This window comes from Hymenobacter lutimineralis (assembly GCF_008271285.1).
Classification (GTDB): Bacteria; Bacteroidota; Bacteroidia; order Cytophagales; family Hymenobacteraceae; genus Hymenobacter; species Hymenobacter lutimineralis.
The window spans coordinates 155,396-168,019 of sequence record NZ_VTHL01000001.1 but is presented as its reverse complement, the minus strand read 5'-3'; the positions used below and the strand labels follow the sequence as shown (position 1 = coordinate 168,019).

Sequence of the window (12,624 nt, the reverse complement as noted above, 5' to 3'; positions counted from 1 at the left end):
ACTACTGCTATGTCTACTACTTCTTTCACCGTCGCGCCGGCCCCCGACACCCTGATAGCCCCAGCCACCCGCTCCGGCTACGCGCCGCCCACTAAAGCTACTGCCAACCGCCAGCCCTGGAAACCCTGGCAGCGCGTACTTTTCAGAGTAGCCTTCCCATTTTTCGTGCTCATGTCCTTGCCCAGCGACCTGGGCTGGTACAAGAACCTATTCACCATCGACTGGCTGCACGGACATTACCGCGACGTGTACGACATTGCCCGGTTCTCGCCCACGTTCTTTCTGCGGGGCGGAGCCGAAGACGGCACGCCGGCCTTGCTGGGCTACGACAAGTGGTTTATTGCCCTGGGCATTTCGCTGGTAATTGGACTGATCTGGACGCTGCTTTCCCGCAAAAAGGAAGAATACGAGGTGCTTTATTACTGGCTGCGCGTGATTGTACGCTTCCGGGCCGGCATCGGCATCATCGGGTTCGGCTTCACCAAGGTATTTCCCACCCAGATGCCCTACCCGTCCCTTGGCCTCCTCAACAGTGACTTTGGCGACATGACGGCCCAGAAAATCTTCTGGCTGCAAATCGGTATTGTGCCCTGGTACCAGGTGTTTACGGGCGTGGTGGAAGTGCTGGCCGGGGCCATGCTGTTTTTCCGGCGCACCACGTTCCTGGGAGCGGCCCTGCTGCTAGGCGCCCTAGGCGACATTGTGTTCGTAAACTTTGCCTACGACGGCGGCGTGCACGTGTACAGCTCCTACTTTGTGCTGTTGGCGGCCTTTCTGATGGTGCAGGACATTCCCAACCTCTACAACCTCCTCATTCGGGAGCAGTACACCGTACCCCAGCACTATTACCCTACGTTCCGGGAAAACTGGCTGCGCTTTACCCGCCTGGGACTGAAGGTGGCTACTTTCGGCATCTTTTTGGGGTACCTGACTTACCTCGAATACCTCAACTTCACCTTCGACCCCTACAAGCAGCCGGCCCAAAAGGGCATTGCTGAGCTGCGCGGACTTTACAACGTGGCCGAGTTTCGCCTCAACGGGCAGGTGCTGCCTTACTCTCCGCTCGACAGTGTGCGCTGGCAGCAGGCCACCTTCGAGAAGTGGACTAGTTTTACCTACAAAGTAAACCGGCCGCACAAGCTCGACCTCTCCAACGGCGGCGGCGCGGCCATGCGCGACATAAACCGCACTTTTGAAACCACCGGTCTGGCGGGCGGGCAGCGCGTATTTTACTATGATGCTGACCCGCAAACCCGCACGCTCTACCTGCAAAGCAAAGTGCGCACCGGCAAAGACGAGCGAGGCCGCCGCCGTGAGCAGGAAAAAGCAACGGCCCAGGTGCGGGGCAGCAGCATCCCGGCCAGCCACAGCAACGGCTACGGCGGCGACTATGGGGGCAGCTACGTAGGCGGCAAAGAGGCCCAACAGCAGGCGCAATACCAGGCTTCTCTGGCCAGCTGGATCAGCCTGGAGGCCCAGGACCGCATCGGCGACGAAACCCAAAAAATCGACGCCCGGGCCCTGAGCACGCGGCGGCAGCGGGGCATCAAAGCCGAGCAGAAACCCGAGCAGCGTGACCGAATGACGCTAACTTACCGCACCACCGACGGGGGCCGGCACGTGGTGCTGCGCGGCCTCAACGAGTGGAAAGACTCTCTCTACGTCGTACTGGAGCGCGTAGATCGAAAATACACCTTGTCGGAATCGACGCTGTCGGCCGGCCAATACTAAAAGCTGATGCGTAATCCTGAGTATGATGCGGTAGTGGTGGGCTCGGGCCCGAACGGGCTGGCGGCGGCCATTGTGCTGCAGCAGGCTGGCTTGTCGGTGCTCTTGCTTGAAGGCAAGGACCAGCTGGGCGGCGGCCTACGCACGGCCGAGCTGACTTTGCCCGGCTTCCACCACGACATCTGCTCAGCCATTCACCCGCTGGCGGCAGCCTCGCCCTATTTCCAGACCTTGCCCCTGGCTCAATACGGGCTGGAGTACATCACCCCGCCGGTAGCCGCCGCGCACCCGTTTGACGACGGTACGGCTGCCATGGTGGTCAACTCCCTGGCCGACACGGCCCATAGCCTGGGCGTTGATGAGCAGGCCTACCAGCAGCTGTTGGCGCCCGTAGTAGCCAGCTGGCCTCGCATTGCCAACGATGTGCTGGCCCCGCTGCGCTTTCCGAAGCATCCGCTGGATCTGGCCCGGTTTGGTTTCTCGGCCCTGCAGCCCGCTACGCTGCTCGCCAACCGTTTCCAGACCCGGGAAGCGCGCGGGCTGCTGGCGGGTATGGCGGCCCACGCCATTCAGCCGCTGCAAAATCTGACGACCTCCGCCATTGGCCTGGTGCTGCTGGCGGCGGCCCACCGCAAGGGCTGGCCTTTGCCCAAAGGCGGCTCTCAGTCTATTGCCAATGCCCTGGCTGCCCACTTCAGGGCCCTGGGTGGGCAGATAGAAACCGGCACCTTCGTCCGGTCGTTGGCGCAGTTGCCGGCCGCCAAGGCCGTGCTGCTGGATGTGACGCCGGCCCAACTCCTGCAAATGGCCGGGCACAAGCTCTCGGGCATTTACCAGTGGCAGCTGCGGCGCTACCGCTACGGCATGGGCGTGTTCAAAGTAGACTGGGCACTGGATGCCCCGATTCCCTTTACTGCCGAGGGCTGCCGCCAGGCCGGCACGGTGCACCTGGGCGGTACCCTGGAAGAAATTGCGGCCAGTGAAAAGGCGGCTGCCGGCGGCGCACACCCCGAGAAGCCCTTCGTGCTATTGGCCCAGCAAAGCCTCTTCGATGCTACCCGCGCCCCGGCCGGCCAGCACACGGCCTGGGCCTACTGCCACGTGCCCAACGGCTCGACCCAGGACATGACCACGGCCATTGAGTTGCAGATTGAGCGGTTTGCCCCGGGGTTCCGGGAGCGAATTATCGGCCGCCACACCTTCAATACCGCGCAAATGGAAGCGCACAACCCCAACTACGTGGGTGGCGACATCAACGGCGGTCTGCTCGACCTCACCCAGCTCTTTACCCGGCCAGCCTTGCGGGCCTCGCCCTACCGCACGTCCCAGGCGGGGCTGTACCTATGCTCCTCGGCTACCCCACCCGGCGGGGGCGTGCACGGCATGTGTGGGTACCACGCCGCCAGTCGCGCCCTGCGGGACATCTTCCACCTGGCTCCGCCCCCACTCTACCAGGAAAGCGCCGCGCCGGCGCTACCCCACCGTTAACCTCTCTCATTTGCCTTCGACGCTTCTTTTCTATGTCAACTGCCGTTAAAACTGCTCCTGTTAAAACCTCCTTCACCCTGCACGAAGACTGGGTGGTCGTGGTGCTCGGCGCCCTGCTAATCGGGCTTTCTTTATCGGGGCTGCCGTTTGCCGTACCGGTGTTCAACTGGGATACCGCCGCCGACCTGACCGGCAAAGTGCTTAGCCCCGCCAACCTGCTGCTGATTTTAACCCAGTTTGGGTACCTGGCAGCAGTAGCGGCCGTGGGCGCCTGGCTTACCAACCGACCGTTGCAGCAGTACGCGCTTGGATTTCCCACGGTGTATTTGCTTACCCTGGTGGCCCTGGTAGCGGCGGGTAGCAAAACGGCGCGTAACCTAGGGTTAGAGGCCGTTATTTTCAGCTTGCTGGCCGGGCTGCTCATCGGCAACCTCTTCCGCCTGCCCGACTGGCTGCGGACCACGCTCACGACGGAGCTGTTCGTGAAAATCGGGCTGGTGCTGCTGGGCACCAACGTCATCTTCACCGATATTCTGAAGGCCGGCTCCCTCGGGCTGGTGCAGGCCCTGGTGGTGGTGCTGTCGGTGTGGTACTTCGCGTTCTGGCTGTGCCGCAAGCTGAAGGTGGATGAGGAGCTGACGATGATGATTGCCAGTGCCGTATCCATCTGCGGGGTGTCGGCGGCCATTGCTACCTCGGGCGCCATCAAGGGCGACGGCAAGAAGCTGTCCTACGTCATTTCCCTGGTCCTCATCACCGCCATTCCGATGATGCTCCTCATGCCCTACGCGGCGCACTGGCTGGGCCTCTCCCAGGAAGTAACGGGGGCCTGGCTGGGGGGCAGCATCGATACCACCGGCGCGGTAGTGGCCTCTGGTACGCTGGTGGGCGAAGAGGCTCTGAAAATCAGCACCATTGTGAAGTTTTCGCAGAATGTGCTGCTGGGCGCGGCCGCCTTTGCCATTTCCATGTACTGGACCTACACCAGCCACCCCAACGCCGCCGAGCCCGATACCAAACCAACGCTGGGCGTGATTTGGGAGCGGTTCCCCAAGTTCGTGCTGGGGTTTGTGGCCGCTTCCCTGCTATTTTCCTTCGTGCTTTCGCCCGAAACCACTGAGGCCGTGAAGGGTGGGCTGAAAAGCGCCCAGGGCCTTTGGTTTGCCCTGGCCTTCACCAGCATCGGGCTGGAAACCAACTTCAAGGACTTGTTTAAGCACGAAAACAAGAAGCCCCTTTACGCCTTCCTCCTGGCCCAAACCTTCAATATCTTCATCACGCTACTCATTGCTTCCCTTCTATTCCGGTAGCAGGTGGTGCTTTCTTTCCTTAGCCTAACTCTTCAGCTGTGTCCACCCGCCGCTTTGCCATTCTTACTTGCATGGATGCCCGCCTCGACCCCACGCGCCTGCTGGGGGTGCCCGAAGGCAGTGCCCACGTCCTGCGCAACGCCGGGGGCCGCGTCACCGACGAAACCCTGCAGGCCCTTCTCCTTTCGCATCAGGTGCTGGGCACCCGCGAGTGGTTTCTCATCCAGCACACCGATTGCGGCATGCGCCTCTCGGATGAAATGCTAGCCGCTGCTCTATCCGACAAGGCCCCGGTTATCGTTACGGGGGCACCCGCATCCTTCCCTGAGCTGCGCCAGGCCGTGGTCGAGGACCTGGCGCGGGTGCACCGCCACCCCCACCTCCCGGTTGGCGTGCGGGTGTTTGGGTACGTTTTCGATGTGCGCCACAACCAGCTCCTGGAAGTGCGGCCCATCCGGGTTGCCCGGGCGTCCGCTTCCCCTAGCAGCGCTTCCTGATGGCTAACTCCCAGAAGCTTGATCTGCTCATGCTGGCTGCCCACCCCGATGATGCCGAGCTAGGCTGCGCGGGCACCCTGCTGCGCTATGCGGCTGCCGGGCGGAAAGTAGGCGTGGTTGACTTGACCCGGGGCGAGCTGGGTTCCCGCGGCTCGGCTGAGCTGCGCGACGAGGAAGCCGCCGAAGCTGCCCGCATTCTGGGTTTGCACGTGCGCGAGAACCTGCGCATGCGCGACGGTTTTTTTCGCAACGATGAAGAGCATCAGCGGCGCATCATTGAGGTAATTCGCCGCTTCCGGCCCGAGCTGATTCTTACCAATCCCAACATCGACCGGCACCCCGACCACGGCCGCGCCGCCGACCTGGTGCATGACGCTGCCTTCCTGGCGGGTTTACCCAAAGTCCAGACCCAATGGGAAGGCGAGCCGCAGGCGCCCTGGCGGCCCCGGCTCCTGCTTCAGGCCATCCACAACAGCTACGTCCGGCCGGATATTGTGGTAGATATTTCCGCCTTCTGGGAGCAGAAGCTGGCGGCCCTCACCGCCTTCCGCAGCCAGTTTTACCACCCGGAGTACCAGTCGGAGGAAATCAGCACCTACATATCCACCCCCGACTTTCTGGGCGTGCTGGCCGCCCGCAACCGGGAGTTGGGCAGCTACATTGGGGTGCAGTTTGCGGAAGGCTACACCAGCCGGCGCCCCCTGGGCCTTGATGACTTGTTTTTGCTGCGCTAAGCCCGCAATGACGTGGTCAGGCCGTAGTGGGAGTTTGAAACCCGGCTTAGCGGTACAGCCTTAAAGCAGTGCGCGCCCGAACCATAATGCGGCCACGGTGCCGGCCCCCGCCAGGGTATTCAGCAGGTTTACTACATTGTTGGACAGGATGCCCCGCCGCTCTAGCGTGGCACCCAGCACCGAATCCGTCAGGTTGCCTACCGTGCCGGCCAGCGGCAGCCACCACAGCCAGGGGCCGTAGCCCGCCGTTAAGCAGTAAATGGCCGCCAGCACCACGCTCCCGGCGGCTCCCAGGGCCGTGCCTTCCAGGCTCACCACCCCATTCTCGCCCCGCGTGTCGGGCCGGAAAGTGAGGATGTTCACGTACCGGGTGCCGTACACGTTGCCCAGCTCCGAGGCCAGGGTATCGGCCGTAGCGGCGGCAAAGCTGCCCGCCAGCATGAGTAAGCCCAGGGCGCTAAACTGCGGAAACAGCCAGCTCAAGAGCCCCAGCAGCCCGGCCACGCCGGCGTTGGCCAGTACCTGCCCGGCCGTGCGCCGGCCGCGGTTTTCTTCGGCCAACCCCAGTCGGCGTTTATCGGCTACCCGCCAGGCGGAGGCTGCCGTGCCCAGAGCAAAAAACAGCGCCAGCAAGCCCAGGCCCAGGTAGCCGGCACCCAGAAAAATAAGCAGGCCCACGGCCCCACCCGTCCAGACGGCGGCGCCCGTGAGCTTGCGGGCCCGGTAGCTGTAGCCCATGCCCAGGCCCAGCAGCACAAGCACCGGAACCAGCTGAAAAAGTACGGTCATGGCCGGAAGATACGGCGGCCGAGCGAAGACGCTAGGTAAACGCTGCGCTGCCGAAAACCTCGGCAGCCACCCATACAAAACCGGCACGGGGTACCAGCTGGTTGTCTCAGCCGATACCCCGTGCCGGTAGCACAGTTCACTGTTTATTGCCAGCCGCCGCCCAGGGCCCGGTACACGTTCACCGAGGCGTTGAGTTGCTGCATCTTGGTTTCAATCAAATCAAACTTTGATTCCAGGGCGTCGCGCTGGGTGAAGAGCACTTCGGTGTAGTCGGCGCGGGCCGAATTGAACAGGCTGTTGGAGATATTAATGGAGGTGTTCAACGCCTGTACTTCCCGAGCCTTAGCCTCGTAGCTGTTCTGTAGGTTGCTGATGTTGGCCAGCTGGTTGGCAACTTCGATGTAGCCATTCAGGATGGTCCGCTCGTAGTTGTACACGGCCTGGGTTTGCCGCGCGTTGGCCGAGTAGTACAGGGCTTTGATGCCGTTCTTGTTGATGAGCGGAGCCGCCACATTGCCCGCCAGCATGATCAGCATCGACTCCGGCGCATTCAGCAGCAGCCCGGGCTTCAAGGCCTGCAGCCCAAGCCCCGCATCAATGCTCAGGCGCGGGTAGAAGTTGGCGCGGGCCACCTGTACATCGAGCTTGGCGGCCGTCAGGTTCTGCTCGGCCTGCCGGATGTCGGGGCGGTTTTGCAGGAACTGGGCCGGCACGCCGGTTTGCACGGCCTTGGGCACCAGGTCCGTAAAGTTCTGCGCGTTGCGTGCCACCGGCTGCGGGTAGCGCCCCACCAGGAAGTTGATGCGGTTTTCCGTTTCCGTAATGCGCTGCTGAATCAGGTACTGGCGGCTGGTGGTGTTCTGCACCTGGGCCTCGAAGCGCTGCACGGCCAGCTCCGTCACCCGGGCTGCGTCTTTCTGCAGGCGCACGGCCTTCAGCGCGTTGGTCTGAATGCCGATGTTCTGCTGCAGAATGGCCAGTTGGTTGTCGAGGGCCAGCAGCTCGTAGTACGAGGTGGCAATTTCCGCTACCAGGTTGGTCACGGTGAAGTTCCGACCTTCTACCGACGCCAGGTAGCGGTTGGTAGCCGCCTGTTTAGCGGTGCGCAGCTTGTGCCAGATGTCCACTTCCCAGGAGGCAAACGCCCCGGCCTGGAAGTTCGTCAGTGGGTCGGGGGTGGGCTTTTCGTGGATGGGTACGTTTTCCTCCGTGGCACCCTGCAGGGTGTAGCGGCCCACCCGGTCGGCGGCGGCTTGCACGCCCAGACCTACCGTGGGCAGATACTCGCCCTTACGGGCGCGCACTTCCTGGCGGGCAATGTCAATTTCCTGCAGGGTGATGTTCAGCTCCTGGTTGCGCTGCAGGGCCGTGTCGATAAGAGCAACGAGGTTGGGGTCGGTGAAGAACTCCCGCCACCGCACCTTGCCGGTGTTGCTGGCCGAGTCCGGGGCGGCGCCCGTGAAGCTCACGGGCACCGCGCGGTTTTCTTTTTTTACGGCCAGCTGGGGCGTTTTGCAGGCTCCTACCGCGAGGGCCAGGCCTGCTGCGCCCAGGTAGTTATACAAGCGTTTCTTAAGCATAAGGCTCCATTTCTTCCAGTTGCACGCGGGGCTCTACGCCTTCGAGGATGGGGGCTTCGTTTTCGTCCCGAATCAGTTTGCTGTTGCCGGCCAGCGTGCCGAAGAAGTAGTACAGGCCGGGGATGATGATTACCCCGAACACAGTGCCGAACAGCATGCCGCCCAGGGCCGAGGAGCCGATGGTGCGGTTGCCGATAGCGCCGGCACCCGTAGCTACTACCAGCGGAATCAGGCCGGCAATAAAGGCGAAGGACGTCATCAGGATGGGGCGGAAACGTACCCGGGCACCTTCGATGGCCGCGTCGCGGACGCTCATGCCTTCCTCGTGCTTCAGGGCCGCGAATTCCACAATCAGTACCGCGTTTTTCCCCAGCAACCCGACGAGCATTACCAGCCCCACCTGAGCGTAGATGTCGTTGGCCAAGCCAAACATCTTGATGAACAGGAACGACCCGAACACGCCTGCTACGAGAGAGAAGATAACGGCCAGCGGCAGCAGGAAGCTTTCATACTGCGCGGCCAGTACCAGGTACACGAATACCAGCACGACCAGGAAAATAATCGTCGACTCGTTACCACGGCCTACTTCGTCCTTCGACAAGCCACCCCAGTCGATGTCGTAGCCGTGGGGCAGATCCTGGGCCACTTCCTGCACCGCCTTGATGGCCTCGCCCGAGCTGAAGCCGGGGGCCGCGCCGCCGCGGATGGAGGCCGTGGTGTACATGTTGTAGCGGTTGATTTCGTTGGCACCCTGGGTCTTCACAATCTTCATGAAGGCCGAGAAGGGCACCATTTCGCCTTTGTCGTTCTTGGCCCACATGTTCAGCACGTCCTCGGGCAACTTGCGGTACTCGGGCGAGGCCTGCACAAACACCTTGAAGAAGCGCTGGTACTTGATGAAGCCCAGCTCGTAGGTAGAGCCCACCAGCACCGACAGCGTGTTCATGGCGTTGCCGATGCTCACGCCCTTCTGCATGGCCAGGTCATTGTCAATCTTAAGCTCGTACTGCGGGTAGTTGGCTGAGAAGAAGGTGAAAACCCCGGTCAGCTCCTTGCGCTTTTTGAGCTTGGCAATGAACTCGTTGTTTACCTGTTCCAGGGCTTTGTAGTCGCCGGAGTTGGTTTTGTCGAGCAGCTGCAGCTGGAAGCCGCCCGCCGCGCCGTAGCCGGGTACTGCTGGTGGCTCGAAGAACTCGATGGTCGCGCCCGGAATTTCGCGGGCCTTTTCCTCTAGGTGTTCGATGATTTCGGCAATGGACTCCTTGCGTTTCGACCACGGCTTCAGGTCGAGCAGCAAGGTACCGGCGTTGGAGCCGCGGCCTTCCGTCAGCACTTCGTAGCCAGCCAGAGAAGAAATGTTGGCCACGCCGGGAATGTCCTTGGCCAGCCCCGCGAGGCGCTGCGACACGGCGTTGGTTTGCTCCAGGGTGGTGCCCGGTGGCGTCTGCACAATGGCGTAAATCAGGCCCTGGTCTTCGCTGGGGATAAAGCCGGCCGGCAGCTTGGCCGCAATGGCCCAGATGCCCAGCCCAAAGGCAATGAGCATCACGAAGGTGACCACGCGGTTGGCCACGATGCGCTGCAGCAGGCCGGTGTAGGCGTTGGTCAGCTTTTCGAAGCCACGGTTAAACCAGTCGAAGAAACGCTGCAGGGGCGTCTGCTTCTTGGGCTGGCCGTGGTGGTTTTTCAGGATCATGGCGCAGAGCACCGGCGTAAGCGTGAGGGCCACCAAGCCCGAAATAACGATGGCCGTGGCCATGGTGATGGAGAACTGCCGGTAGAAAATACCCACCGGACCGCTCATGAACGACACCGGAATAAACACCGCCGTCATCATGATGGTGATGCCGATGATGGCCCCGCTGATTTCGCCCACCACCAGGCGCACCGCGTTGTAGGGCGAGAGGTGGTCTTCCTCCATCTTGGCGTGCACGGCCTCAATCACCACAATGGCGTTGTCCACCACGATACCAATCGAAAGCACCAGAGCGAACAGCGTAATCATATTGATGGTGAGCCCGAAAGCCTGCATGGCCATAAAGGAGCCCACCAACGACACGGGCACGGCCAGGGCCGGAATCAGCGTGGAGCGCCAGTCGCCCAGGAACAGGAACACCACCAGGGCCACTAGGATGAAGGCGTCGCGCAGGGTGTGGATTACGTTCTCAATCGAGGCGTCGAGGAAGTTCGACACGTCGTAGGTGATTTTGTAGTCCATGCCGGGCGGGAAGCTCGTTTTCTTGAGCTCCTCCAGCTTGGCCTTCACTTCTTTAATTACGTCCGAGGCGTTGGAGCCGTAGGTTTGCTTGAGCACAATAGCCGCCGAGGGATACTGGTTCAGGTTGGAGTAGATGTCGTAGTATTCCGAGCCCAGTTCCACGTTGGCCACGTCGCGCAGGTGCAGGCTTTCCCCGTTGGAATTGGCCCGCAGAATCACGTTTTTATACTGCTCCACGTCGTTGAAGCGGCCCTGGTAGCTGAGCACGTACTCCAGGGACTGGGCGCTTTTGCCATCGGCCCGGCCGATACGACCCGGGGAGCCAATCACACTCTGCTCTTCCAGGGCCTTCATCACGTCGTCGACGGAGATATTGTAGGCCCGCATCCGGTCGGGCTTGAGCCACACGCGCATGGCGTACTGCCGGCTGCCCAGGATGCTAGCCCGGCCAATGCCGTTGAGGCGCTGCAGCTCGGGAATCATGTTCACCCCGGCAAAGTTGAACAGGTACTTCATGTCCGTGTTCTTGTCTTTCGAGTACAAGTTCACGTACATCAGCATGTTCGGCACCACGCGGTTCACAATCACGCCCTCGCGCTGCACCAGCAACGGCAGGCGGTTGAGCACCTGCGCAATGCGAGTATTCACGTTCACCACGGCCTGGTCGGGGTTGGTGCCCAGGTTAAATACAATTTGAATGTTGGCCTCACCGGCCGATACGGCGTCGGAGGTCATGTACTTCATGCCGGGCACGCCGTTTACGGCCTGCTCCAGCGGAATCAGCACCGACTCGGTCAGTACCTTGGCGCTGGCCCCGGGGTACGAGGCACTCACCATCACCAGCGGGGGCGAGATTTCCGGGAACTGCGAGGTGGGCAGCTGAAAGATGGCCAGCGCCCCCATCAGCAGGATGGACACCGAAATGACGATGGCGAAAACCGGCCGTCGAATGAATTTACTGAACATAGAATGGCTGTTCTTTTCGTGGAAAAGGTCATGCCGAGCGGAGCCGGAGCACGTCTGTCTCAGGCTACCTCAATTGGGAAAACAAGGCGGGGAAATGCGTTGGCTCTGCGCAGCACGAAAGGCTATTTCAGGCTGTGTCCTACTCCGCAGATACTTTCAGGTGCGAGATGACGCCCTGCGGGGCGGTGAACGTGGAGGCTATTTTGTCGCCGTCCTTCACTTTGCGCAGGCCTTCGAGCATAATCCGGTCGTTGGCCGTGATGCCGGATTTGATGACGTACAGGTCGGGCATTTCCGAGGCAATGCCGATTTCCTGCTGGTGCACTACGTTGTCTTTACCCACCACAAACACGTACTTCTTCTCCAGTACCTCGAAGGTGGCTTTCTGCGGGATTATGAGGGCGTTTTTCAGGGGCACCGTCATCAACACCGAGCCCGTTTCGCCGTTGCGCAGCAGGCCTTTAGGGTTAGGGAAAGTGGCCCGGAAGGCAATGTTGCCGGTTTCGTTGTTGAAGTCGGCCTCGATAGTTTGCACTACGCCGGTCTGGTCAAATACCTCGTTGTTGGCCATGCGCAGGCGCACGTGCGCGGCTTTGTCGTTGGATTTGGCGTGTGCCTGGTAGGCCAGGTACTCGGCTTCGGGCACGTTGTAGTACACCCACATCTTGCTGTTATCCGACAAGGTGGTGAGCAGGTCGCCCTCGTCTACCAGGGAGCCTAGCCGGGCCTGGAAGTGGTCCATGATGCCGGTAAACGGCGCCCGAATGGTGGTGAATCCCAGGTGGGTCTTAGCCAGGTCAACTTCTGCCCGGGCCTTGTCTAGTTTAGCTTCCGAGAGGGCCAGCTCGTTGTTGGATACTACGTTGCCGCTAGCCAGCTTTTTGGTGTTCTGGTACTCAATGCCCACGTATTTGGCCTCGGCCTCGGCTTTTTTCAGCTCGGCCTGGTAGAGCAGCGGCATGATCTGGAACATGAGCTGCCCCTGCTGCACGCGCTGTCCTTCGTCCACGAAGATCTTCTGGAGGTAGCCTTTCTCCAACGCCCGCACCTCAATGTGCTGGAAGGCGTGAATCTGGGCCACGTACTCCTTGGTGATGGTCGTATCCTGCTGCAGCGGACTGGTTACCAGATACTTTACCTTCTCTTCTTTAGCCTCATGCTTCTCCGAGCAGCTCGTGCCGCCGTACACGATACCCACGCTCATGAGCGTGAGCAGAAATCTTCTTTTCATAAAGCGCTGTAAGTGCCTTCCATTGTGAACGGCACAAAACAACCCCCAGACCCATGAAGACCGGATGAAGCCTCTTATTTTCT

At 61.2% G+C, this 12,624-nt stretch carries 9 protein-coding genes; 5 read left to right on the top strand and 4 right to left on the bottom strand.

Going from position 1 to position 12,624, the window contains the following annotated elements; translation table 11 throughout:
- Positions 1–9 precede the first annotated feature (9 nt).
- Genes FY528_RS00705 through bshB1 form a run of 5 tightly spaced genes read left to right on the top strand, consistent with a single transcriptional unit; the run spans position 10 to position 5,757 of the window.
- A complete protein-coding gene (locus FY528_RS00705) occupies positions 10–1,731 on the top strand; it encodes a hypothetical protein (RefSeq protein ID WP_187631934.1) in 1,722 nt (573 codons plus the stop codon).
- A 6-nt stretch (positions 1,732–1,737) separates the two neighbouring features.
- Positions 1,738–3,216 (top strand): phytoene desaturase family protein, encoded by a 1,479-nt coding sequence (locus FY528_RS00700; protein ID WP_149069067.1) that lies wholly within the window; start codon positions 1,738–1,740, stop codon positions 3,214–3,216.
- A 32-nt stretch (positions 3,217–3,248) separates the two neighbouring features.
- A complete protein-coding gene (locus FY528_RS00695) occupies positions 3,249–4,526 on the top strand; it encodes a YeiH family protein (RefSeq protein ID WP_149069066.1) in 1,278 nt (425 codons plus the stop codon).
- 38 nt (positions 4,527–4,564) lie between these two features.
- Positions 4,565–5,023, top strand: coding sequence for a beta-class carbonic anhydrase (locus FY528_RS00690; protein WP_149069065.1), 459 nt, complete (start codon positions 4,565–4,567; stop codon positions 5,021–5,023).
- Positions 5,023–5,757, top strand: coding sequence for a bacillithiol biosynthesis deacetylase BshB1 (gene bshB1 / locus FY528_RS00685; RefSeq protein WP_149069064.1), 735 nt, complete (start codon positions 5,023–5,025; stop codon positions 5,755–5,757). The genes FY528_RS00690 and bshB1 overlap by 1 nt, the downstream gene beginning before the upstream one ends.
- A gap of 60 nt (positions 5,758–5,817) precedes the next feature.
- On the opposite strand, the gene FY528_RS00680 is transcribed toward bshB1, so the two are convergent.
- The 4 genes from FY528_RS00680 to FY528_RS00665 all read right to left on the bottom strand — a co-directional run bounded on the left by FY528_RS00680 (position 5,818) and on the right by FY528_RS00665 (position 12,541).
- Positions 5,818–6,546, bottom strand: coding sequence for a DUF92 domain-containing protein (locus tag FY528_RS00680; RefSeq protein ID WP_149069063.1), 729 nt, complete (start codon positions 6,544–6,546; stop codon positions 5,818–5,820).
- A 143-nt stretch (positions 6,547–6,689) separates the two neighbouring features.
- Positions 6,690–8,126, bottom strand: a complete 1,437-nt coding sequence (locus tag FY528_RS00675) for a TolC family protein (protein WP_149069062.1) — start codon at positions 8,124–8,126, stop codon at positions 6,690–6,692.
- A complete protein-coding gene (locus FY528_RS00670; RefSeq protein ID WP_149069061.1) occupies positions 8,119–11,310 on the bottom strand; it encodes an efflux RND transporter permease subunit in 3,192 nt (1,063 codons plus the stop codon). Before FY528_RS00670 ends, FY528_RS00675 begins: the two co-directional genes overlap by 8 nt.
- Positions 11,311–11,449: 139 nt before the next feature.
- On the bottom strand, positions 11,450–12,541 hold the full coding sequence (locus FY528_RS00665) for an efflux RND transporter periplasmic adaptor subunit (protein ID WP_149069060.1): 1,092 nt from the start codon (positions 12,539–12,541) through the stop codon (positions 11,450–11,452).
- Positions 12,542–12,624 lie beyond the last annotated feature (83 nt).